Origin of the sequence: Vreelandella titanicae (assembly GCF_014697095.1) — a bacterium.
GTDB lineage: Bacteria > Pseudomonadota > Gammaproteobacteria > Pseudomonadales > Halomonadaceae > Vreelandella > Vreelandella titanicae.
In genome coordinates, this window is record NZ_CP059082.1 from 5,146,218 (window position 1) to 5,168,313 (window position 22,096).

The following is a 22,096-nucleotide window of genomic DNA, read 5'->3' on the forward strand; positions in this document are numbered from 1 at the left end:
TACAGCAAAGCCCAAACTCAATGTGCGCTGTGCAGTATCGCGCTCTTCTTAATAAATCAGTTCTAAAATCAGCAGGCCGCTTAGCTTAGCCATTGCTCAATCAGCAGCATGACTCCATACCTGATATTACATCTTCAGCGCCACTTGACCTCAAGTTAACTTTAGGTTTTAGGCTACCTTAGTCGGAAAAAAACCACTGGAGCTCTTATGCGCTTATTCAGAGTCGTTAGTAAAACTATTTGGGATCAAACTCAGCAACTTGGCTATGTACCCCGCTGCGGAAACGATCATAAGCTCGACTGCGTTCATTTGAATGTTGAAGAAGCTGTTCTTTTTATCGCCAACAAATACTTCGTCTATGCAGAAGCACCGTTGGTGTTAGAGATTGATGATGCGCTATTTAGCGACCGTATTGAGTGGTTGCCACCCAGTGACGAGCAGCCCTGGCTGCAGCCGAGAGCACATATCGACAACCTGCCCCAAGCAGCCATCATCACCGCCACACCTCTTAGCTACCAAGAGGGGCTTTTTGGGTGGGGAGAAAATATCTAGAAGATTATGCGGAATATAAGGGAAATCAAAAGCAGATATCCGCTTATCAATACACCCTCTTTCGCACCAAAAAGGAGATCCCCCTAGAAATGCGCACTAAGTTGGACGTTTTTATCGGTGCGTGTTTCCTTAAAATCATGTATAAACTTTTACTTATATAATAAAAACAAAGGGTTAATTTAATTTGGCACATCACCTGCATACGTTCAGATATTACGTATATTGGCCGGATAATTAGAGCCCTGAAGATTAATTCAACGCAGCGCCTGCTGCAGTAGGACGACATCACGTTACTGAAAGGACTCTACTTGCCTGCCTATGACTTCATAGTGAGGTAGCAATGTCATTCAATCCAGAAGGTGTAACGCGTCGATCTTTTTTAGGCATGGTGGGCGCGGTGGCGGGAGCTGCGGCCATGTATTCCGCAATGAGCACAATGGGCTTTGCATCTCAGTCTAATTGGCGAGGGCGCTTAAACCTACAGGGAGCCCCTGACAATACCAATATATTAATCTTAGGGGCTGGCTTAGCCGGTATGACGGCAGCCTTTGAACTGCGCAACGCTGGTTATAATGTCAAAGTGCTGGAGTATCGCGATAAAGCAGGTGGCCGCTGCTGGACGTTACGCGGTGGAGATAGCTACACCGAGTTAGGCGGTTTTACCCAGCATATCGATTTTGCTGAAGGCAACTACTTAAATCCTGGCCCATGGCGAATCCCTTCGGATCACTTCGCCGTATTGGATTACTGCAAACGCTTTGGAGTGAAACTAGAACCCTTTATTCAGGTCAATTACAACGCTTACTTACACGACTCAGAAGCCTTTGATGCTCAGCCTCAACGCTTCAAGGAAGTGGCCACCGATTTCAGAGGTCACGTTGCAGAGCTACTTGCCAAAGTCGTTAATCAACAGGGGCTAGATGAGGCAGTTAGTGTTGAAGATGCAGAAAAGCTCGTTGCCGCACTTAAACGCTATGGCGCATTAAATGACAACCTAGATTATATAACGGGCAGCGAGTCCTCCACTTTCCGAGGTTGGAGTCACCCTGAAGGCGGCGGTGTTGATGGAAAGCCTGAGCCATCTCAGGTCAACTCACTCTCAGAAATACTAAACTCAACGTTATGGCGTAACCTTACCACTGGCGATAATTTGCACATGCAGTCCACCATTTTCCAGCCGGTGGGTGGAATGGACATGATTGCAAAAGGGTTTGAAGAACAGGTTGGCGAGCTGATTACCTACAACGCGAAAGTGACTCGCATACGCCACGAAGGCGACCAAGTAACCGCCTCTTGGATATCTGCCGATAGTGGTAGCAATGAGCAGACAGAAACGGCCGATTACTGTATCTGCACCATTCCGTTTTCCGTGCTTAGCCAGATTGACCATGACTTTTCACCTCGCATGAGCAAGATCATTGATTCAATGCCCTATGCATCAGCCTTCAAGGCTGGAATTGAGTTTAAGCGGCGCTTCTGGGAAGAGGACGAACATATCTATGGCGGCATTAGCTATACCAATCTTCCCATTACTTTAATTTCTTACCCCCCCTACAACATGTTTAGCGATGGCCCAGGAGTCCTTTTAGCGGCTTACCCCTGGGGCGCCTACGCCTATCAATTTAACGCCCTCTCCCCCGAAGAACGTATCGACAAAGTGATGGAATACGGTTCGCAGATTCACCCTCAATATTACGATGAGTTCAAAACCGGCGCTTCAGTCGCATGGCATCGTGTTCCATGGACCTTAGGCTGCTATGGCCTGTGGCAAGACCGTGAAGCGGACTACCAGGATGCCACTGCAATGGATGGACGAACGCTAATGGCAGGTGAGCATATTTCGTATCTACCTGCGTGGATGGAAGGGGCCGTACTCTCCGCTCTGGATACAGTCGAACGCCTACATACCACCATTACTGAGATTTGAGGAGTCTGTGATTATGAAAATGCTATTCACATCAATGGCAGCACTCTTTCTCTCAATGCCGGCCATCGCCCAGGAGACCTCTATTGATATCACCACTTGGTTCGATGACCCTTCTACGTTAACTCAAACCGACGGGGCTTCCATCTATGCGGGCGTTTGCGCCGGTTGTCACATGCCCAATGGGCAAGGCGCCAAAGGGGCAGGAGAATATCCAGCGCTTGCTAACAATCCCAGCTTAATGGCGACCGCTTACCCTATCAGCCTTGTTATTCACGGACATAAAGCCATGCCCCCGCTAGGCGGCTTACTGGATGACGAGCAAGTTGCTTCGGTGGTGAACTTTATCCGCACCAACTTTGGTAATAACTACACTGATAACGAAGCCAGTACAGAACTGGTTAAGAACATGCGCTAAGGCTTTTCGCTAAGCCTTAAGCAACGCAAAACGCGTTCTTACTCCCAAAAGGAAATATATGATGAGTTTTAAAAGCACGATTATTGGCCTAACACTTCTTTCTGCTTATGCGGGCTCGGCTCTTGCTGAAGACATTATTCGCCACCCCATTCCCAATTCAGATTTCCCTATACTGCAGGCGGTTGAAATCCCTTCCGATAGTACAACGGTTTATCTCAGTGGCACTGTTCCTAGCATCATTAATGAAGATGCTGATCCAAATAGTATGGAGGCGTTTGGAACAACCGAAGAACAAACGGTCACGGTTATGAACCGCATTAAGTCGAACCTGGAAGGTCTCGGTTTAGGTGTCGGCGATATCGTCAAAATGCAGGCGTTTCTTGTAGCCCCTGAGGGTGAGACCGTCGATTTCAAAGGCTTCATGGCGGGATATACACAATTCTTTGGCACCGAAGAGCAGCCTAACCTCCCTGTGCGCTCCGCCATGGTCGTCGATGCGCTGGTCAACCCCGGCTGGCTGGTAGAGATCGAAGTTACCGCCGTTAGGCCATAATTTAAACAGCAGGACAGCAAAACAGCCGACTACATTAATGTAGTTGGCTGTTTTGTGATGGCACCGCTAGCAACTATGGGGCTGTTCGCGCTTCTATTTTTAAGGTTTTATCAAATGCTTTGAGAAAAAATCTAGCAGTAGTTGGCAGTGTGCATTCTGCCCAGAGCTACTGGGTATATGATCTTCACCTTCGTAGTAGTGCACTTCCGGGGCGCGGCCATGCTCGCGCAGGCGTTGTTCCAGGCGTTTGGTCATTTCCACCGACCACATTCGGTCTTTGGTGCCATGGGAAAGCAGTAGCGGCCCTGGGTAGCGTTCGATTTCGATCGACGTGGTCGGTAGCAAGCCTTCGTGACTATCGCGCCATGTCCAGGCGCGTTTGCTGACATCCCAGGCTTGCCAGCCTGGATCCCCTCCATCGCGAAAACTACGTGCATCAAAGGCCCCGCATACAACATCTGGAGGGCTATGCGCGGCAATGGCATCAGGCATACCTTCGATCTTATCTCTTGCCATCAGTGAGCCGAGCAATAATGCATGCTCGGCGCCGCGTGAAATACCATAAAGCCCTACTCGCTCATCAGCGAACTGGAATTCTCGTAGGGCTTTAAATGCCTCCACGCTGCGATCCAGTGGGTGGTCGATAATATGCCCCGCATTCCATGCATTACCGCCGCTTGAATAGCCATAAGGGAACGCCAAGAAGCCATGGGCGGCGAATAGCATCGCATCACGATGGCTCCACCCTGCCCACGCGCCTTCAGAACCATGCAACAACATGACGGCTGGAAAAGAGCCATCGCCCGGCGGGCCATAAGTAACGCCCCAGCCGGGTAGCAAACGCTGCACGATATTTAAAGGCATTTAGACAACCATTCCTTCCTTGTTTTCTGATTCATCCAAACTAACTTTTTGTCAAACCCTGCTCGGAAAGCCGTTCACTAAGCAGGGAAAGGCAACACGCCTTGGTGAAGAAAATCATCCAGGTGGTAGGTATAAACGCCTGATGCGTCTTTGCGTTTAAATGACACTTGAGCGGCACTTGTAACGCAAAGCCAAGGGCGCATATCGGCTGGCTCATGCTGGGCAAGCGCATCAGGGGTAAACAAGCCCACGCACGCACCACCCTGAATATCTCTTGCGGAGGCATACTCAAACGCCTCAACGCCTGCCCCACGCATTGCGCTACCCAATTGCTGACACGGGGCGTAATCAACTGGATGTTTCAGTACCGCAAGGTGGTCGACAAAGAAGCCTGTGTATAGCCTCACTCCCCGTTTAGCGGCATAGTCTACAGAAAAGAGTGTGTGCTCTGAGCGCAGCGAGGCAGTAACGGGATCACCTTCCATGGAGTACCAGAAAACCAGTCGGTAGTAGGCAGATTCAGCGAGAGTGGTAGCAATGCCCTTACCACCGTAGAAAATGCTTGGCTCAAACACACGGCCAAAACGTGACCCCCATTTGAGAGGGGGATACCGAAAAGGGGTTTTTAGAAGATAGTGCAGGTCTCGCTCCTGTTCAGGGTAAGGCGGTTTAGCAGTTTCAAGCAGTGCTTCAAGCATCTCCTGCTCTTCTAACGTGTCGACATAGCTAAGCGTTGCGACTTGCTCCTGACTTTCCACCAGTCGATAAAGGGTTCCGGAAATAGGTTTAATATTTCGCGCGCCGCCACAGGCTTCCCACACACTCACACTTTACCCCGCATACCATCCACGAATCTCAGTACCGCAAACAGCCCCTCCAAACGTGTTACCTGCTCGGCCGGGATGCCACCAGTAACACGATTGGATGTTCGCATAAAATGCTGAATCCATGTTTGGTCGCCTCCGGTAAGAGCGAATAATGCTCGAGCCAAGCGGATAAGCAGCAGAGCTAGTTCACCCTGCTTAGAGTTCGGGTCAAGCTTCAGGCTTTTTTTAAGTTGGGTAATAGTCGTGCGGTGTACGCCTAGCACCTCTGCCAAATCAGACTGCGATAAACCCAATTGCTCAGCAGCACGCAAAACTGCTTTAGCTAGCACCATTTCGGGGGTGGGCTTTGTTTGAGTAAGAGCTGGCATGGCGCACCTCAGAGAGATGGATTTTCATCAATGATAGCAAAAAAGTTCTTTATTCACACACTGAGCACAATTTTCCTATTTATCTAGGTGGCCAGGCGAATGGTTTCATTTAGTGCCGTGCCCCAGCATCGTATAAAGTTTAACTAGCATAGTAGCTAAAAATGACGCTTCCATCGCATTAGAATATTATGGATCATTAGACTTTAGCCGACACCCAGGATATTACTATGCACCAGCCAATCGCTGTTTTCGACGCTGGCATTGGCAGCTATGCCATTGTTGCCGAGATACATAAACGCCTTCCCAAACAGGATATTGTTTATTTCGCTGATCGGGCGAGCTTTCCTTATGGGAGCAAAGGGCGTGAAGAGCTACTCGCTGTCATGCATCGCACACTGCGTTTTCTTGAGGGCTATGCACCCTCTGCCATCGTCATCGCATCGAACGCACCGTCTATCATGGTGCTGGATGATGTTCGCCAAAGCACCTTGGTGCCATTGTTCGGCGTCTACCCGCCCATCGAAGAAGCACTCGCTATGTCGGCGAGCGGCAAGATCGGCATCATGGGGGTGCATTCACTCATCGAAAGCTCGCCGCTCAAGCAGTTCATAGCTCGCCATGCACCCCACCCGGAGAATGTCAGCCTGATCAATGCTTCGTCCATGGTGGAGCTTGTCGAGAATGGCGCCTTTCTATTCGACCCAAAAGCGACGCAGAAAGCGGTCACTGCTTTTATCGACGGCGTCTTCCGGCAGCACCCCGATATCGACACGCTGACACTTTCCAGCACGCATTTACCATGGCTTCGCTCCTTCTTCGAAGCGGCGAGACCCAGTTGCCGATTCCTCGACCCCGCCGAATCGATTGTCGCTGGATTAGGCGATGGCACGCCGGGCACAGGCCAAATTCAAGGTCTGGTGACAGAAAGCGAGGCCTATGATGTTGAGACATTCCGACGTATGTTGCAGCAGTTCGGCGTCGATATACCGCTAGAGGTAGTCTAAGCGCCATAAGGCTTTATCAGGTCAAAACGCGTAGTTTTTCCCTGGGTTCTTTAAACGAGTCGGTAGCGATGCCAAACCGTTCCGAAAGCTCGCAGATTTGGCGCCAGTTCAGCTTGCGGCGCCCACTGAGAACTTCAGACACCACTGATTGAGCGCCAACTTCAGGTAGCTCGCTCTGCGCTATCCCATGCTCTTGCATAAGGTAGCGAAGTACCTCACTTCCAGACACCTCAGGCATCGGGCGATGTGCTTCATCATAGGACTCAATGATATCACCCAAGCGATTCGCCAGGCCGACAAGTGGGTGTGTCTCATCGTCACCGACAAGATCAAGAATTTCATCAAGCGCCTCGACCCGGGCATCGTATTCAGCTTCGGAATGTGGATCGCTAAGAAGAGGGGCAAGATAAACCCAGTGTTCCGTCGCTTGCTCAACGAGTGCGTGCATAGTCACTCCTTTTTCCACTTACCCTTGTCATAACAAGACTACTTTATGGGTAAAATACGCGAAAGCGTTATCTGCCGCTGCACAAACACCCTTTATTCAAATGGTTTGACCTCAACACTACCCACTCCCTCCGAGCTTTTTCCTTGCGCCCCTCGGGCGATATCGTTGTGGCTGATAACCACAATTTCACGTGGCCACCACTCTGGATGGTTATCGCGGATAAACGCCAGCAGCTTCTCGCGCACATTCATTTCCGCTGTCCAACCCGCCAAAGGGTCTGAGGTCATGAGGTAACAAGTGACGGTTTGCGCCGTTCCTGTTTGTGCCGTTACGTAGCAGAGCAGCTTATGGTGTTCGATAACGCTGTCTTCTTCTTTGGCGACCTCGATAAATTTCTCTCTTAACAGTCCTATATCGGCGCTTAAGTGAAGCGTCAGCGTCAATGACCGGTACATCTTGGTACTTTTTACCGACAAATTGTCGAATGGCTTAGAAGTAAAATAGGTAACGGGCACAATCAAACGCCGCTCATCCCATGACCTCAACCGGATAAAGGTATAAAAGATACCTTCGACATAGCACCACTCGTCTTCAAAGATCACCAAATCGCCAATGCGAATGGGTTTAGCAAACGATAACTGAAATGAAGCGAGGATATTGCCAAGTACCGTTTGGCCCGCCACGCCCACTAATACGGCCAATACACTGGCAGACGCCAGAATCGATAAGCCAAGGGTTTCGAAGAGCTGAACCTGGCCCAGTATGTAGATGGATACGCCGGTAACGGTGATCAGAATAATGACTCGGCGCAACGCGTAGAGTGACGTCAGTAGTCTGCGCTCGTCTCTGGGCTTGGTATCATCGATTTCACCCACAATACGCCGCGTTAAACGCAGCATAATGGTATCCACTAAGCGCAACGCAATCGTGCCGACTCCCCAGGCCATAATACTGATTAACAGCACCCGAAAGGTTGTGGTGGCAACCGCAGAAAACGACACCACATAATCCAGCACCATCTGGGTAACCAGCGACATTGCAATCAGCGCCCCAGGCATACCGATTTGGCTGGCAAAAATGCTCGACACTCCTGAAGGTAACCATTTCGACATCAAGCTGATCAGACGGTGAACTCCCCACCCTACGAGCCCGATAAATAGCACAAACAAGGGAATCGCGATCCATTCCCAAATTCTCAGGACGCCAAACGAGGCCTGGAAGCGTTCGGGAATATAGCTTTCCAGAGCTGAGGGGCCGTACTGTTCATACAGCGCCGGAATATAAGACACACTGATAGGCATGATTAGCCAGACTGGCTCCTGGTCACCCACGCGGTATCGACCCAAGCGGATATCGTAGGTTTCGCCATCGGCTTTTAAAGAGGAGACCTCAACGTTGCGACGGGTCTCGCCAACGCGGGGGTTTTGGCCTGCGGGATCTTCAATCACCGCGTCTTCGCGACCGGGCAGATCGGAAACGCTCAACCACTCGCCGCGTTGAAAAATCTCTGCCAGTTGCCGGGCGAGTTCACTCCCTTGCTCGCGTTGCTCATCCTCTGAGAACTCGGAAAGGTTGAGCATATGGGCAGCGGCTTCATACTCTTCCTGGCCCGTGAGGTGCAAAAAACTCCTTATTGATTCTCTTGGCGTTACTCGGTTTGCCTCTTCGGGAGGATCACCAAGTCCCGTATTTAACGCATCAATGGTAAACCACCGCTCACTTTCGCTCTCTCCTCCCTGAGTTTGTGCCGCGCATAGGTTGGAAAAGGTCAGCGCCATCACCAACAAACCCCATGCGAGCCACGAGCTGTTTGCTTTCATAAATGCCTTATTCATTGAAGTGGGTCAGTTTGTCTACCCACCGACCGGCCCTGCCGAGCCAGCCCAGCGTCATTACTGGACTATCCATGTCAGTGGAGGAACAAAGTACAGCCTACCTTACTGAATGAAGCAAGACAGAATGCAATAGTGAAAAGTGGGGTGAGAACAGTTCGCCAGATAAAGTAAATCTTACTTAACGCTTTCGCCTAGCTTAGTTAATTCCGCATTGTATAAAGCCACCAGCAAGGGCTCGCCATTGGTATTCACCTTCAACTGACCATAACGCGCTGGCTCATAGCGCTCGCCGTGCCCCTCCTGAAAGAAGAACGCATCGGTGGCAAAGCGTACCTGACCATTGCGCAGCCGGTAGCGAAGGCGCCGTTCGTCGTCGCGTAAAGAAGTACCTTCATCCAAGCGCTGAAAGTGAGCGATACGCTGTTCATCCAAACGCACCACTACATAGCCGTTAAGAGCTTTCAGCGAGTCTTCATCACGCTCACTCTGATGAAGCGCGCTTTGAATTTGGTTACCCAGCGCAAAGTTTAGCGCCATATAGTCGCCCTGCATCAATGAGCGCGGGTCGACAGGCGCCAGTTCCAAGTAAACAATTTCACCTTCGGCTAAGTGACGCTCTTTCTGCCAAATTGCCCAGTTCACCGCCACCAACACAACGACGGTGGTTAACACTATGATCCAGCGATTTCGCTTGGCTTTCAGCATCATTTCCCATGTCCTTCCACAGAGGTCGACGGACTATTTTCCGCTACGCTCAACCACTTGAGCAGCGTCCAACGTAGCGCCAGCAGCCCTCCCCCCAACACCAGCAACGTTAGAGCCTTGGTTAACAGTGTTGCGTCCAGCCAGTAGTAATAGCTGCCAATGCCCATCAGCAGAGAAAGCACTCCAAGCCCCAGCACTAGGCGATGCCCGATCGCGAACCCTAACAGTACGACGACCAAACCTTGGCCCACACTCGGTGCATAAAATGAGACCAACAGCAGCGCTAAAGGACTGAGATACAACCCCCAATGGGTTTTGGAATGAGGGATGGTATAGAGCAGCAGCGCCAGAGAGAGTGCCACTAACACGGCGTTCAACCAGGGTGCTGACCATGCAAAAGCGTTAGTGCTCTGTGCGTCAAACCAGAAGGCAAAGGAGTGGCCGCTATGCGCTAATCCCTGCATCACCAAGAGGCCTATCAACAGGCCGTAGCCCCATGCTTGCACATCCCGAATACGGCCAGGACAGCGAAACTCATTCAGCCAGAGCAGCGCCAGTGCCAACAGCACCAATCCACCCGCTGCTGGCGCCATAGCGTTCACTGCCAAAGCCATATAGAGCGCCAAGCTGGCGGCAAAGGCTGAAAAGGTGCGATGTACCTGGCTTGGCATTACCAGCGCCAGTGCGCACTGTAAGGCCAGCAGCGACCACCACAAATAAGTGGACGCATTCCAGAACTCGACCAGCGCCCACGCTATTAGCAGTTGCCCGGCTAAGCTAACCGCAAGCGCCAAGTGTTCGAGCACATCACCGCGAGCTTTGCAAAACAGCCCATAAGCCGCGCCGATCATCACAAGCCCCAAGCCCAACGACGCGGCGGGGCTCTCCACCACGAACACCACGCCCATGGCGATAAAGCCGAGCAGAAATAGCGCCGCTAACCAGCCTGAAAAGGCCTGCAGCGCACGTACAAACCAAGGCGTTTGCAACTGCGCTGGGGAGGTAGACTCGTTTAACGGAATACCCGCTTGGCTCAGCCTAACGCTTAAATCATTAACGTTGTTCATCACTGGGAAATCTCCCGATGTAGCCGCTTTAGCCATACCACGGCCCCAGCGCCCATCGCCAGTACCGCGATGGTGATCAGCAGCAGACTTCCCTCCTGCCAATCACCTTCCCAGAGCAACAGCCTGGCAAGCAGCAGTGTGGTCACCGTTAACGCCGAGACACAGCCGCCCGCGATCATAAACAGGTCAGGCCGCCAATAGCGATAAACGCCATACAGCACCGCCAGCCAGAGTGGATAAATCGCCAGCACTGGCGACCATACGAGGCCTGCATCGACTATCAACCGCATCGTTAACAGCGTCATAGGCACCCCACTGCCTACCGCTAGCAAGCGTAGTGCCCACTGCCGTGACCAGTTCCGGCAACGGGCACCCCATTCCCATGTCGCCAAGGCAAGGGTATTGAGCCCAAACAGCCCCCAAAGCGAGGCATCGCTACTGACCAAAACGCCAAACGGCCCGCCCCAGGTACGAAAATAGAGCCCGACGACCAAATTAAGTAACCCCAGCCACAACACCCAGAGCAGCTCAAAGCGCGCCACCCAGACCCAGGGCAGAGCAAGCAGCGCCCAGGTAAAAAACAGCTGCCAGGGGTCGGCACCGGTTTGGTACACCTGCCCGAACAACGCCAACAGCACGCCCACCAATAAAGTGGCCGAGGTTAGCGCCACACGTTGAACCATCGGGCTGGCCTTGGGCCAAACGGCGATGCCTACCGCCAGCACCATCGCTGCCTGCACCACGCCAAAGCGCAGCCAACGGCCCATCTCAGCCCAGTTATAAGCGATGAAAAACAGCACCGCGAAGGCCAACGCCAATCCACCTAGCCACAGCAGTAAGCGATCAATAAACAGCGCCCAAGCACGAGGCGAAGGGTGCAGTCCAGAAGCTTGCACTGCGCGCGTCACCTGTTCAGGCGGTATCACGCCCTGCTCAATCAGTGGTATCAGTTCACGGCGGGTAGATGCCATGGGGGCTCCCTTCTAAACGGCGCAGTGGAAACAAAGCAATCTAGGCTAAGCGCCACGATTACTCCAGCTTAGTAAAGCGCAACCGAGCAACCTGCGCAGGCGGCTGGAAGGAGTCGGCTCGGGCATTTTCCCAATAGTGCTTGAATACCGTGTGCTCGCACTTTGCATTGAGCAGTTCATTGGGTTTTAAGAAAGTGAATATCTGATCGTAGGACTGAATCTCGTTTTCCGAGACACGCCGGATAATGTGCTCGGGCCCCAGCTCACTAGGGTGGCTAAGCCCTGCGGCACCTAGCATTTCCGCCAGCGCTTTTAAGGTATTGCGGTGGAAGTGGTAGACCCGCGCTGTTTTATCGGCAATGCCCAAATGGCGGCTGCGGTTGGGGTCTTGAGTAGCTACGCCGCTGGGGCACTTGTCGGAGTGGCAGTTAAGCGCCTGAATACACCCCAATGAAAACATAAAGCCCCTGGCCGAATTGCACCAATCAGCCCCTAGTGCCATGGTTCGTGCAATGTGAAAACCGGACATAATCTTACCCGCCGCGCCGATACGAATCTCCTCGCGCAGCCCGGCCCCCACCAGGGTGTTATGCACCAGCGTAACGGCTTCCGTTAAAGGCACACCTATGCGATTGATAAACTCCAGCGGTGCCGCACCGGTTCCTCCTTCGCCTCCGTCCACCACTATAAAATCAGGCCGCTCGCCGGTTTCTAGCATCGCCTTAACGATCGCAAACCACTCCCAGGGGTGGCCAATCGCCAACTTGAAGCCGATCGGTTTACCCCCAGAAAGCGAACGCAGGCGGGCAATGAATGCCATCAGTTCCAGCGGCGTCGAGAAAGCTGAATGGGCAGCGGGTGAAACCACGTCCTGGCCCATGGGGACTTCTCGCGCTTCGGCAATTTCGGCAGTTACCTTAGCCGCTGGCAATATACCGCCATGGCCCGGTTTGGCGCCCTGGGAAAGTTTGATTTCGATCATTTTCACCTGATCGTCACCCGCATTGGCAGCAAAGCGCTCCGCATTAAACGAGCCATCGTCGTTGCGGCAACCAAAGTAACCAGAGCCTATTTCCCAGACGAGATCACCTCCATGCTTGCGGTGATAGCCGGAAATAGAGCCTTCACCAGTATCGTGATAGAAACCACCTTTACCAGCGCCCGCATTCAGCGCCTCGATAGCGTTGCCCGAAAGCGAACCGAAACTCATTGCCGAAATATTGAAAACACTCGCCAGGTAGGGTTGGCTGCAGCGGCTACCGCCCACCCGAATCCTGAAGTCACTGTTTTCGATAGCCTGGGGAAGTAGCGAGTGGTTGATCCACTCATGCCCCGGCTGATACATATCCAGCAGGGAGCCAAAAGGCTTTTTATCACTCTCATTTTTAGAACGCTGATAGACCACAGCGCGCTGCTCGCGGGAAAATGGTCGTTCGTCAAGATCGGACTGGATAAAATACTGACGTATTTCCGGCCCAATAGACTCTAGAACATAGCGAAAATGGGCCAGAACAGGATAGTTACGGCTCACCGTTCGCCGCGTTTGGCGTAGATCATAAAGCCCCAGCCCAGCGAGCATGCCAAAAATCGCCACGCCCCAAAGCCATGCTAAAGAAAACACCACCCCCACCAGCGAAACCAACAGCAGAATCAGGCAGGCAACAAAGACGGCATTACGCAGAGGAATACGGGTCAATCCCCGGGCTTCGATCATCTGAACACGAACTCCTTATCAACAGTTCACCACAGGGGCGACCAGCTACCCCGACAGGCTCAATTTAAATCGTAAGGGTTTTGTGTAAGTTTTGGCGAACTTACTACACCCATTAATATCGAATGCTGCACTCACCTCGTATGCTACCCACAAAGGCCTTAGTGGAGACACCCAATGCTAATAAAGATTGCCAAACCGAGTGATTTACACGAATCCGATGTCACGCCGGAATCTATCTACCTCTCCAGGCGGCGCTTTATGGGCGGTGTGGCAGGCCTAGGTGCAGGGCTTGCCCTATCCGGACACGTCCGCGCTAACGACAACTACTCCGATGTACCCGAAGGCGATTCACCAGCGTGGTTAAAGGAGAAAATCAGCGAAACCCAGTGGCGAGCCGTCACCCCTAGCGATCCTGACAAAGATAAAATTGCCCCCTTTGATGACGCCAGTGGCTACAACAACTTTTTCGAGTTCGGCACTGACAAGGGCGACCCCGCCCGCCATGCGGGCAGCCTGCAAACAGAGCCATGGAGTGTGGTAGTTGATGGCGAAGTCAATAACGGCGGGCGTTTTGCCCTGGAGGACTTCGCCAAGCCTTCGCAGTTTGAAGAGCGTATTTACCGCCTGCGCTGCGTCGAGGCGTGGTCGATGGTCATCCCCTGGCTGGGCATTCCGCTGGCGGAAATCATCAAGCGCGCCGACCCCACCAGCAAAGCCAAGTACGTACGCTTTGAAACCCTGGTAGACCCGGATCAGATGCGTGGCCAGCGCTCCTCGTTCTCAATCATCGACTGGCCCTACGTGGAAGGCTTGCGCCTGGACGAAGCCATGCACCCGCTAACGCTGCTGGCCATGGGCATGTATGGCCGCGAACTGCCTAACCAAAATGGCGCGCCCCTACGGCTGGTAGTGCCCTGGAAGTACGGCTTCAAGAGTATCAAATCGATTGTGCGCATCTCGCTGGTAGAAGAGCAGCCGGTCAACTCCTGGCAGCAGATTGCCGCCGATGAGTACGGCTTTTATGCCAACGTTAACCCAGAGGTAGACCACCCCCGCTGGAGCCAAGCCACCGAGCGGCGTTTACCCAACAGCCTGTTCAACCCCAACACTATCGATACCTTGATGTTTAACGGCTACGCCGACGAAGTTGCCGAGATGTATGCGGGGTTAGATTTGAGGAAGAACTACTGATGGCAACGCAGCACAAATGGCTAGCCTGGCGCGTCGCGGTATTTCTGGCGGCGCTAGCACCGCTACTGTTTTGGAGCTGGCAGGTGGCGAATAACGCCGCAGGCCCCGAACCGGGGCGCTACCTGCTATTGAATATCGGCATTGGTGCGCTGTGGTTGCTGCTATTCACCCTTAGCCTTACCCCACTGACCAAGCTTACCCGCTGGAAAGGCTTTGCGCTGATCCGGCGCCAGTTAGGGCTTTGGTCGCTGGCTTACGCCACCCTACATATGCTCAGTTACGCGTTGTTTATTCTGGGGCTTAACTGGGCACTGCTGGGTAGTGAGATCGTCAAGCGCCCGTATATTATTGTCGGTATGATCGCGCTAATCGGCCTTTCCGTGCTGGGGGCGACGTCTAACAAGTGGTCGATGAAGCGCCTAGGCAAACGCTGGAAGTCGCTGCACAAATTCTCTTACGCCATTTTGGGGCTGGTGCTGCTGCACTTCTTCTGGGTGGTGCGCGCGGATATGCAGGAGTGGGCAATGTATGCCGCTATGGCTGCGCTGATTATGGCCACCCGCCTGCCGCCTGTTGCCCGCTCCCTGCCTAAACTGCGTTATCGTTTTAGCCGTTAAAGCCTCAATAGATCCCCTTTCGTACCAAACGGGTTCATGTTCTGTTCAGTTAATGCGTTTATGCTGCGTGCAGTCAATCGGATAGCGTTTGGAGTAGTCATATGGCAGCAACGTATTTGGGCGCTGGTCGGCTGGTTTCAGCGCTGGCATTAATGTTGATTGGAACTGTCGCGGTTGCAGAGCAATCTGCGCAAGCTGAACAGCCGTTGCGAGTCGAACAACTGCAGCGCTGTGGCAATCTACTGACGCTGGATATACAAGAGTTCTGTCTTAGCGTCAGTGGGCTTGAGAACAACGACTTTCAGATAAAGCTGAACGGTACAGCACTTCAGCCAAAGGAGATCACCCGCGACAACGACCGGGTGCGTGTAAGCATCAGCAGCGCTGATGCGCAAAGCGGCCCACTGTGGTTTGAGCAGCGTGAGCAGTCCAGCAACCCGGTTTGGCTCAGCCTTAACGGCAGCCACGTAGTAGCCGCCACCGACCAAGAGGTGGCGAAGAACATGGATGGCATCACCACCTACGTGGATCTGATCAGCCTGATTATTGAAGAGAGCCACGACGGTGCCGAGGAAGCCCAGCGTTTGGCAGAGAAGTACGACGCCGAAGTCGTCGGTATGATCCCACCGCTCAATACCTATCAGTTGCGCTTGCCCGCCCGCAACCTGGAAGAGCGCGACGCGCTGGTACTTAGGCTAGGCAGCGAAGTGAGCGTGGATGCGGTGGTGGTCGAAGAGTCGGGGGCAGAAGAGAGCATTGAGAGCGAAACGGAAAAGCCGCCCGCTGCGGATAATCAGGAGTGGGCGTCGAATCGTTTTCTGGATGCCGTGAACTATTACCAGCGACGCTTATCACGTCAGGGGCACGGCGGGGATATCGAGACGCAGCCCATCCGTATTGGCGTCATCGAGCGGGAGGTGGACTTTGACGCCCCGGATTTTGCCGATTACCTGGGTGACTGCCGCACTGATTCCACTAGAACCTGCGTGTACGCCCGCGATGCGGCTAAGCCCGACGGGCATGGCACAACGGTCGCTGGCGTATTTTCCGCGGCCTGGAACGAAGGTGGCAACAGTGGTTTTTTACGCGGGCTGGACGATGTGGGCTCTGGCTTCGATGTAATTGTGGATCGCAACTCAGATGCCGGCATAACGGCTAATGTTGCTGCTTCCGTCAATCTGGTAGAGGACGGAGTACGCGTACTCAACTGGAGTTGGGGCATTCACCGAGTAGGGGCAATCGACATTAACGGGAAGGAGGTCGATTCGCTGGTGCGTTCCGGCATCGCCATGAGCGGTTACGAAGAACTGCTCGAAGAGTTCTTCTTATGGCTGCGCCGCGAACACCCCGACGTAGTCGTCGTGAACTCAGCAGGCAACGCGTCGTCATTTTCAGGAAGTGACGATTATCGCCTGCCCTCTTCTTTTATTACCGACCAACTGTTTGTCGTGGGTGGGCATGAACGCAGCGATGAGGATGTGCAGGTTGAAGATCCCCGCTATGTGATCAAACGGAATGCATCCAATATCGATATGCGGGTGGATATAACCGCAGCGGCCTGTGTACGAGGCTCCTCCCTGGTAGAGGGTGAGCAAGGCGAAGCCCATTGCGGAACGTCCTACGCGACCCCGCTGGTGGCTGGCCTATTAGCGGCAATGATGTCAATTGACCCCGAACTTACCCCGACACAGTTACGCATGCTACTTCGCCGCAGTGCCATGACGATCGGGGAGGAGTACGATTTCGAGCCGACAGACGCGGATGATCTGACCGCACCGATACTGCCATCGGAGCGGGCCAACGAGCTGAACCACCCGGATATCGGTCTGTCCGCCCGCCTGGATATGTACAAGGCGCTGGATCTGACGGTGCAAAGCTTGGATCGGGATCGCTAGGTCAGATAAATCAGCCAAGCAAAGCCCACTTCGCGAGGTGGGCTTGTCCGAATTAACTACGTTAAGCCAAATCCTTTAGCCAAGTACTTTAGCCAAGCACTTTGCGAAGATGGGCACGATAAGCCGCTTTATCGCGATCGACATCCGGCATCTTCATTACATCGTTGGCGATAAAGGTCGGCAGCGCTTCTAAGCCGATAAATTCCTGAGATTTGTGGAACGGGAAGTAGACACCATCCACACCGCGCCCTTCGAAGAAGTTGTCAGGCTCATCGAACGCTTCCAAAGGCGCGTTCCAGGTCAGCGATAGCATATAGCGACGGCCCTGTAGCAGGCCACCACTGCCGTACTGCTTGGTCGGGTCTTGGCGGCTGCGGCCATCGCTGGCGTAGAGCGAACCGTGGCCTTCTGTGAATACCTCATCGATGTAGCGCTTAACGATCCAGGGCGTTCCCATCCACCAACCCGGCATCTGATACACAATGGTGTCCGCCCATAGGTAGTTCTGCACTTCGGTCTCAAGATTGTAGCCTTGATCAACCACCGTCTCGCGCACCTCATACCCCATTTCCTGCAACGTACTCACTGCCACGCCGTGCAGGGTATTATTGAGCTTACCACCAGAGTGGGCAAACGCCTTGCCCCCGTTAATCAGTAGAATCTTCATCTAACGCTTTCTCCCAAAGAGTTTCATCATCAAAGCTAACCGAGTAGATTTGACGTTAATGGCGCGTATTGTGGGAGTAACAGCGCGGAAAAAGAAGCGACGTACCAGCAAGACTCTTTTGATTTTAAATCAACAATGTTAAACACTCACTAAGGCAAACGGCAGCGCTATGAAAAGCAATTTATGAAAAGCACCCTTGAAGAACAGAAAGCATTTGTGACAGTCGTGGATAGCGGTTCTATCACAGGCGCCGCTGAGCGGCTTGGCATGACCGTTTCCGGGGTTAGCCGTACGCTTAACCGTCTGGAGCAAAAACTTGGCGCCACGCTATTACGTCGCACAACGCGCCGCTTGGAACTTACCGAAGAGGGAGAAACGTTTCTAAACCACTGCCGCCATATTCTGGCTGCCGTTGAAGAAGCCGAAGAGGCAATGCTGGATCGCCACAACCAGCCCCAAGGCAGGCTACGAGTTAACGCCGCCCCCAGTTTTATGCAGTTCGTGATTGTGCCGGTGATTGGCGAGTTCCGCGCCCGCTACCCTGGTATTACGCTGGAGCTGGATACTCATGATCGCTTTGTCGACCTGTTGGAACAGCGGGTTGATTTGGCCATCCGCATTGGCAAGCTTGAAGATTCGTCGCTGCACGCCCGCCTCCTTGGCTACAGCCCGCTGCGCCTTCTGGCCAGCCCCGCCTACCTTAAACGCCAAGGCGCGCCGCAAAGCATCGACGACCTTCAAGATCACAGCTTGCTAGGCTTCAGCCAGCTCGATCATCTCAACCGCTGGCCACTGTTCCGCGCCGATGGTCACCCCCTGCACATCACCCCAACGCTGGCGGCTTCCAGCGGCAGTACACTAATCGAGTTAGCCGTTGCGGGAGAAGGCATCGCTTGCTTAGCCGACTTTATGACCATCACTCCCCGTCAAAACGGCACACTGGTGGATGTACTACCCGACTGCACAGAAATGCAGACCCAAGCTGTGAACGCCGTGTACTACCGCCAAACCACGCTTTCACAACGCACCCGGCTGTTTATGGAGTTTTTAGCTGAACAACTGCCAGGGAAGTATTTGATCGCTTAAAACACTCGGTCAGCCGCCCCGAGTGCCCAGAAGCTGTTTGAGAACATGCGACTCCAGCACAAAGGGAACGGACATATGATCTTCGCCCTCTACTTTGTGAAAACTGCTACGCAAACCATATGCCGACAGGTCTTCAAGCCGCTGATAAAGCTGACTAGCATCCTGCTGGTTCTGGAGTGAGTCGTTGTCGGCCACGACCAATGAAAGGCTGTGATGGATGGCATTAACCTCCCCTGCCTCCACCTGCTGACTAAAGTCCCTTTCATGTTTCAACAGGTAGCTATTGTTCCACCAGAGACTGGGGCTGGCCGCGACAATGTGGTTAAACAGCTCCGGCCGAGTAAATAAGGCATAAATCGCAAACATACCGCCGAAAGAGTGGCCATAAAGACTCTGGTGATTAGCATCTACAGGAAAGCGCTCGGCAATAGCAGGCATCAAGCTCTGCTCGATAAAATCCAACAGCTCATCCTGTCCGCCCTGAGGTGGCGTGTTGTGCTCCTCGGCCACCGGCGGTGATAAGTCGTAAGAGCGGCGCAAGAAGTTATGCGGCGCTTCACCCGGATAAGCAATACCAACGATAATGGCTTGACGGAACTGCTCCTGTGCCCGTTTGGCCTCATGCAACGAAGCGAAATAAGCGTTGCCATCCAACACATAGATCACCGGGTAACCGCCGCTGTAGGGTACCTCGCCTTCCGGTTTGCTGATCAGGATACGATAGACGGCACCTTGCTGGTTTTGCATCGTCCATTCCAGCGTCTGATCAAGGGTCACTTGACGCTCAGCCGCCACGTCTGGCTCATCTGCGTATGCTGCCCCTGAACCGGCCATTAAAACCAACCCAGCAAACACTAAACTACTCACAAAAAGTTTCATGACTCGTTGCCCCCGCGACGCTGCCACTTCATCACCATTGGTAAGCGATGCTACCAATCAGACTGCGACCGGCACCGCGATAGCAATAGATGCCCTCACAGGAGATATGCTCTTCATCCGTTACGTTAGTGGCGTTGAGGCTGGCACGAACCCCCTGTAAAGAGCCCGCGAAATCATAGTGAGCCGCCATATCAAACAGGCTGTATGCAGCGTTTTTATTGCTGTTGGCATTATCAATGTACTCACTACCGATATAGCGCACCCCACCGGAAAGACGCAGCCGTTCCAACGCAGGAACGCGATAATCCAACCACAGGGACGCCAGGTGACGCGGGGTATTCGCCAGGTCACTGCCCTCGTTGCCATCATTATCTGCGGTGATTTCGCTGCGGTTGTAGTTGTAGCTTGCGGTCATGCGCAGGTCGTCGGTGACATTCCCAACGGCCTCAAGCTCCAGCCCACGGGTACGCACTTCTCCGGTTTGTACTTGAAATAGCGGGTTCTCGAGATCAGTGGTTTTACGATTGGCCTCATCGATCTGGTAGATCGCCGCAGTCAGCATCGCGTCACTGCCCGCTGGCTGATATTTCAGCCCCAGCTCAAACTGCTCACCTTCGGTAGGATCGAAGTCATTGCCGCTCACATCGGTACCGCTCTCAGGCAGGAACGATTGCGCATAGCTGAAGTACGGCGACAGCCCCGAATCAAATGCGTAGAGTGCGCCAAAGCGCCAAGTGTTTTTCTCATCCCGGCTTTCGCTGGCAGTACCGGTGAGGTGGTTGCGAGTCTCGTCACGCGCCCAGTCGCGGCGGATTCCTGCGGTCAAACGCCAGTTATCGAGCTTGACCTGATCCTGTAAATAAAGACCTCTACGGTGGGCTTTCCCACTGTCGTTTGTCCACACGTTACTCGGCTGGGCTACAGGCTGACTGTAATCCGGGTTGTCGATATCGATCGACGGCGCGCTGCCGCCCGCATAAATGACATCGTTCTCGAGATAGGCGTAATCGGCGCCTAGCATCACCGCATGTTCCACCCCGCCCTGATCAAAGGTTGCCATCAGCCTAGTATCAGTACTAAGAGACTCCATCTCTTCGTAAAGGCCGACACTGCTTCGGCTCAGCGTTGTACCGGATAAGGTGCCTGCTGAGAGGTACTGGTTGGTGGTATCCACCTGGCCGTAGCGCACATTTTGCTGCAGTTGCAGCTGGTCACTCCAACGGTGGTTAAATTCATAACCTAGTGCCCACTGCTCTTGATCCAGCTTGTCAAAGTCTTCATCGCTGGACCAAAAATGAGTCAGGTTATCGCCGTCCTGATAAGGACGCGGTGAAGCAGAGGTCTGGCGTTCCTGATACTGGGTAATAAAGGTAATGTCGGTACGATCGCTAATCTGCCAATAAAGAGATGGCGCCAGCAGCGAGACGTCATTATCCACCTGTTCAATGTCCGTTTGCGCATCGCGCATAACGCCCACCAAGCGGTACTGCACATCGCTGCCCATATCACCACCCACATCGAACTGGCCTTGCAGATGGTCATGGCTGCCCACCTGCAGTTGCACTTCCTGTGGCGCATCAGCACTTGGACGTTTGCTAACCCGGTTCACCAGCCCACCCGGTGATAGCTGACCATAGCGCATCGAATCAGGGCCTTTGACTATCTCAATTCGTTCCAGATTATAGGGCACGGTGGAGTAGTAGGAGAGCCACCCGCTATTGGGTTGGCGCAAGCTATCAAGGAAATCGCCATGATATACCGTCGGATACCCCCTCACCGATATCAAGTCAAAGCGCGGATCCATCCCCGCTGCTTCAACCCGAACCCCAGCCGTATAAGCCACCGCCTGCTCTACTGACGACGGCTGCCGGTCACGAAGCTGCTCTTCGGTGACCACACTGATACTTTGCGCAAGCTCTATCAGCGGTGTGTCGGTTTTGCTGCCCGCTGAGGTGCTGTAAGCCAAATAACCGTCACTACTGATTCGGCTGCCTACCACTGCCACGGTATCCAATACCATGTTTTCTGCAGTACCTGCTTTTTCCATTACATAGTCCGCGGCCCCCCGCTTGACCACTCTCAAACCACTACCCTGAAGCAACTGGGCAAACCCCTCCTCCACGCTATAACGCCCATTCAATCCAGCGCTTTGCAGGTCATCAGTGAGGTCAGCGGGGAAAGACAACACAATGCCCGCATGGCTGGCGAACTTGCTCAATACACTGCCCAACGATCCTGGTTCGATGCTGTATGCCTGCTGGCTAGCAGCCTGTTGCGCCTGCCCGTCCGCTGTTTGTGCTTGCGCTGCTTGTAGGGGCAACAGCGACATCGAACTCATCAGGGCACAGCCTAGTGCGATACCGCCAAGCGCGCACGAGGGTTTGCCATGATGGTATCGAAGGGATATGAGTGTCTGCTTGGGGTTAAAGGGTTTGGTCATCTTTATCTCGTTAATTCCAGAATCGGTTGCTTTATCTCTGGGTCGAACGAGATCGGAAAAGGGACAATAAA

21 protein-coding genes are annotated in these 22,096 nt (G+C 53.3%); 9 read left to right on the forward strand and 12 right to left on the reverse strand.

Features of this window, described 5'->3' with window-relative positions:
• Nucleotides 1-207 precede the first annotated feature (207 nt).
• From HZS52_RS23650 to HZS52_RS23665, 4 genes are all read left to right on the forward strand, one after another.
• Nucleotides 208-552: a DUF952 domain-containing protein gene (locus HZS52_RS23650; protein ID WP_138799703.1), complete on the forward strand. Its 345-nt coding sequence runs from the start codon at nucleotides 208-210 to the stop codon at nucleotides 550-552.
• Nucleotides 553-892: 340 nt separating this feature from the next.
• Nucleotides 893-2,479 carry a flavin monoamine oxidase family protein gene (locus HZS52_RS23655; RefSeq protein WP_190373857.1) on the forward strand — a complete coding sequence of 529 codons (1,587 nt, stop codon included), beginning with the start codon at nucleotides 893-895 and terminating at the stop codon, nucleotides 2,477-2,479.
• 13 nt (nucleotides 2,480-2,492) lie between these two features.
• Entirely contained in the window at nucleotides 2,493-2,894 is a 402-nt protein-coding gene (locus tag HZS52_RS23660) for a c-type cytochrome (RefSeq protein WP_138799702.1), read from the forward strand.
• Nucleotides 2,895-2,955: 61 nt separating this feature from the next.
• Complete coding sequence (locus HZS52_RS23665) at nucleotides 2,956-3,447, forward strand: RidA family protein (protein WP_035538940.1); 492 nt, start codon at nucleotides 2,956-2,958, stop codon at nucleotides 3,445-3,447.
• A gap of 99 nt (nucleotides 3,448-3,546) precedes the next feature.
• Here the strand turns inward: HZS52_RS23665 and HZS52_RS23670 are convergent, their stop codons facing one another.
• The 3 genes from HZS52_RS23670 to HZS52_RS23680 form a co-directional block, all read right to left on the reverse strand.
• Nucleotides 3,547-4,311, reverse strand: coding sequence for an alpha/beta hydrolase family protein (locus HZS52_RS23670; RefSeq protein ID WP_138799701.1), 765 nt, complete (start codon nucleotides 4,309-4,311; stop codon nucleotides 3,547-3,549).
• Between the two features lie 77 nt (nucleotides 4,312-4,388).
• Nucleotides 4,389-5,138 (reverse strand): RES family NAD+ phosphorylase, encoded by a 750-nt coding sequence (locus tag HZS52_RS23675; protein WP_190373858.1) that lies wholly within the window; start codon nucleotides 5,136-5,138, stop codon nucleotides 4,389-4,391.
• Nucleotides 5,135-5,506 (reverse strand): antitoxin Xre-like helix-turn-helix domain-containing protein, encoded by a 372-nt coding sequence (locus tag HZS52_RS23680; RefSeq protein ID WP_022519610.1) that lies wholly within the window; start codon nucleotides 5,504-5,506, stop codon nucleotides 5,135-5,137. Before HZS52_RS23680 ends, HZS52_RS23675 begins: the two co-directional genes overlap by 4 nt.
• A gap of 227 nt (nucleotides 5,507-5,733) precedes the next feature.
• Between HZS52_RS23680 and HZS52_RS23685 the strand changes: the two genes are divergently transcribed.
• Nucleotides 5,734-6,510 carry a glutamate racemase gene (locus HZS52_RS23685; RefSeq protein ID WP_027957215.1) on the forward strand — a complete coding sequence of 259 codons (777 nt, stop codon included), beginning with the start codon at nucleotides 5,734-5,736 and terminating at the stop codon, nucleotides 6,508-6,510.
• Nucleotides 6,511-6,526: 16 nt separating this feature from the next.
• On the opposite strand, the gene HZS52_RS23690 is transcribed toward HZS52_RS23685, so the two are convergent.
• The 6 genes from HZS52_RS23690 to HZS52_RS23715 all read right to left on the reverse strand — a co-directional run bounded on the left by HZS52_RS23690 (nucleotide 6,527) and on the right by HZS52_RS23715 (nucleotide 13,250).
• The gene (locus tag HZS52_RS23690; RefSeq protein ID WP_022519612.1) at nucleotides 6,527-6,958 is read right to left on the reverse strand and encodes a helix-turn-helix domain-containing protein; all 432 of its coding nucleotides are present in this window, start codon (nucleotides 6,956-6,958) and stop codon (nucleotides 6,527-6,529) included.
• Nucleotides 6,959-7,050: 92 nt separating this feature from the next.
• Nucleotides 7,051-8,778, reverse strand: a complete 1,728-nt coding sequence (locus tag HZS52_RS23695) for a mechanosensitive ion channel family protein (protein ID WP_190373859.1) — start codon at nucleotides 8,776-8,778, stop codon at nucleotides 7,051-7,053.
• A 189-nt stretch (nucleotides 8,779-8,967) separates the two neighbouring features.
• On the reverse strand, nucleotides 8,968-9,501 hold the full coding sequence (locus tag HZS52_RS23700) for a GDYXXLXY domain-containing protein (RefSeq protein ID WP_190373860.1): 534 nt from the start codon (nucleotides 9,499-9,501) through the stop codon (nucleotides 8,968-8,970).
• On the reverse strand, nucleotides 9,498-10,565 hold the full coding sequence (locus HZS52_RS23705) for a DUF4401 domain-containing protein (protein ID WP_223828011.1): 1,068 nt from the start codon (nucleotides 10,563-10,565) through the stop codon (nucleotides 9,498-9,500). Before HZS52_RS23705 ends, HZS52_RS23700 begins: the two co-directional genes overlap by 4 nt.
• Nucleotides 10,565-11,536, reverse strand: coding sequence for a DUF2157 domain-containing protein (locus tag HZS52_RS23710; RefSeq protein ID WP_190373861.1), 972 nt, complete (start codon nucleotides 11,534-11,536; stop codon nucleotides 10,565-10,567). Before HZS52_RS23710 ends, HZS52_RS23705 begins: the two co-directional genes overlap by 1 nt.
• Nucleotides 11,537-11,594: 58 nt before the next feature.
• Nucleotides 11,595-13,250, reverse strand: a complete 1,656-nt coding sequence (locus tag HZS52_RS23715) for an FMN-binding glutamate synthase family protein (protein ID WP_190373862.1) — start codon at nucleotides 13,248-13,250, stop codon at nucleotides 11,595-11,597.
• 174 nt (nucleotides 13,251-13,424) lie between these two features.
• On the opposite strand from HZS52_RS23715, the gene msrP reads away from it, so the two are divergent.
• The 3 genes from msrP to HZS52_RS23730 all read left to right on the forward strand — a co-directional run bounded on the left by msrP (nucleotide 13,425) and on the right by HZS52_RS23730 (nucleotide 16,953).
• Entirely contained in the window at nucleotides 13,425-14,441 is a 1,017-nt protein-coding gene (gene msrP / locus HZS52_RS23720) for a protein-methionine-sulfoxide reductase catalytic subunit MsrP (protein ID WP_190373863.1), read from the forward strand.
• Nucleotides 14,441-15,058, forward strand: a complete 618-nt coding sequence (gene msrQ / locus HZS52_RS23725) for a protein-methionine-sulfoxide reductase heme-binding subunit MsrQ (protein ID WP_138799695.1) — start codon at nucleotides 14,441-14,443, stop codon at nucleotides 15,056-15,058. The genes msrP and msrQ overlap by 1 nt, the downstream gene beginning before the upstream one ends.
• A 101-nt stretch (nucleotides 15,059-15,159) precedes the next feature.
• Nucleotides 15,160-16,953, forward strand: a complete 1,794-nt coding sequence (locus HZS52_RS23730) for a S8/S53 family peptidase (protein ID WP_190373864.1) — start codon at nucleotides 15,160-15,162, stop codon at nucleotides 16,951-16,953.
• Nucleotides 16,954-17,041: 88 nt separating this feature from the next.
• Here the strand turns inward: HZS52_RS23730 and HZS52_RS23735 are convergent, their stop codons facing one another.
• Complete coding sequence (locus HZS52_RS23735; RefSeq protein WP_022519621.1) at nucleotides 17,042-17,620, reverse strand: NAD(P)H-dependent oxidoreductase; 579 nt, start codon at nucleotides 17,618-17,620, stop codon at nucleotides 17,042-17,044.
• 183 nt (nucleotides 17,621-17,803) lie between these two features.
• Between HZS52_RS23735 and HZS52_RS23740 the strand changes: the two genes are divergently transcribed.
• Nucleotides 17,804-18,706 carry a LysR family transcriptional regulator gene (locus tag HZS52_RS23740; RefSeq protein WP_190373865.1) on the forward strand — a complete coding sequence of 301 codons (903 nt, stop codon included), beginning with the start codon at nucleotides 17,804-17,806 and terminating at the stop codon, nucleotides 18,704-18,706.
• 9 nt (nucleotides 18,707-18,715) lie between these two features.
• Here the strand turns inward: HZS52_RS23740 and HZS52_RS23745 are convergent, their stop codons facing one another.
• Together HZS52_RS23745 and HZS52_RS23750 are read right to left on the reverse strand one after the other, a co-directional pair.
• Nucleotides 18,716-19,585 carry an alpha/beta hydrolase gene (locus HZS52_RS23745; RefSeq protein ID WP_190373866.1) on the reverse strand — a complete coding sequence of 290 codons (870 nt, stop codon included), beginning with the start codon at nucleotides 19,583-19,585 and terminating at the stop codon, nucleotides 18,716-18,718.
• Between the two features lie 31 nt (nucleotides 19,586-19,616).
• Entirely contained in the window at nucleotides 19,617-22,025 is a 2,409-nt protein-coding gene (locus tag HZS52_RS23750) for a TonB-dependent siderophore receptor (protein ID WP_223828012.1), read from the reverse strand.
• Between the last annotated feature and the right edge of the window lie 71 nt (nucleotides 22,026-22,096).

Coding starts and splice junctions, on each gene's coding strand:
- HZS52_RS23650 (WP_138799703.1), top strand. CDS start 208: ATGCGCTTATTCAGAGTCGTTAGTAAAACTATTTGGGATCAAACTCAG.
- HZS52_RS23655 (WP_190373857.1), top strand. CDS start 893: ATGTCATTCAATCCAGAAGGTGTAACGCGTCGATCTTTTTTAGGCATG.
- HZS52_RS23660 (WP_138799702.1), top strand. CDS start 2,493: ATGAAAATGCTATTCACATCAATGGCAGCACTCTTTCTCTCAATGCCG.
- HZS52_RS23665 (WP_035538940.1), top strand. CDS start 2,956: ATGAGTTTTAAAAGCACGATTATTGGCCTAACACTTCTTTCTGCTTAT.
- HZS52_RS23670 (WP_138799701.1), bottom strand. CDS start 4,311: ATGCCTTTAAATATCGTGCAGCGTTTGCTACCCGGCTGGGGCGTTACT.
- HZS52_RS23680 (WP_022519610.1), bottom strand. CDS start 5,506: ATGCCAGCTCTTACTCAAACAAAGCCCACCCCCGAAATGGTGCTAGCT.
- HZS52_RS23685 (WP_027957215.1), top strand. CDS start 5,734: ATGCACCAGCCAATCGCTGTTTTCGACGCTGGCATTGGCAGCTATGCC.
- HZS52_RS23690 (WP_022519612.1), bottom strand. CDS start 6,958: ATGCACGCACTCGTTGAGCAAGCGACGGAACACTGGGTTTATCTTGCC.
- HZS52_RS23695 (WP_190373859.1), bottom strand. CDS start 8,778: ATGAAAGCAAACAGCTCGTGGCTCGCATGGGGTTTGTTGGTGATGGCG.
- HZS52_RS23700 (WP_190373860.1), bottom strand. CDS start 9,501: ATGATGCTGAAAGCCAAGCGAAATCGCTGGATCATAGTGTTAACCACC.
- HZS52_RS23705 (WP_223828011.1), bottom strand. CDS start 10,565: ATGAACAACGTTAATGATTTAAGCGTTAGGCTGAGCCAAGCGGGTATT.
- HZS52_RS23710 (WP_190373861.1), bottom strand. CDS start 11,536: ATGGCATCTACCCGCCGTGAACTGATACCACTGATTGAGCAGGGCGTG.
- HZS52_RS23715 (WP_190373862.1), bottom strand. CDS start 13,250: ATGATCGAAGCCCGGGGATTGACCCGTATTCCTCTGCGTAATGCCGTC.
- msrP (WP_190373863.1), top strand. CDS start 13,425: ATGCTAATAAAGATTGCCAAACCGAGTGATTTACACGAATCCGATGTC.
- msrQ (WP_138799695.1), top strand. CDS start 14,441: ATGGCAACGCAGCACAAATGGCTAGCCTGGCGCGTCGCGGTATTTCTG.
- HZS52_RS23730 (WP_190373864.1), top strand. CDS start 15,160: ATGGCAGCAACGTATTTGGGCGCTGGTCGGCTGGTTTCAGCGCTGGCA.
- HZS52_RS23735 (WP_022519621.1), bottom strand. CDS start 17,620: ATGAAGATTCTACTGATTAACGGGGGCAAGGCGTTTGCCCACTCTGGT.
- HZS52_RS23740 (WP_190373865.1), top strand. CDS start 17,804: ATGAAAAGCACCCTTGAAGAACAGAAAGCATTTGTGACAGTCGTGGAT.
- HZS52_RS23745 (WP_190373866.1), bottom strand. CDS start 19,585: ATGAAACTTTTTGTGAGTAGTTTAGTGTTTGCTGGGTTGGTTTTAATG.
- HZS52_RS23750 (WP_223828012.1), bottom strand. CDS start 22,025: ATGACCAAACCCTTTAACCCCAAGCAGACACTCATATCCCTTCGATAC.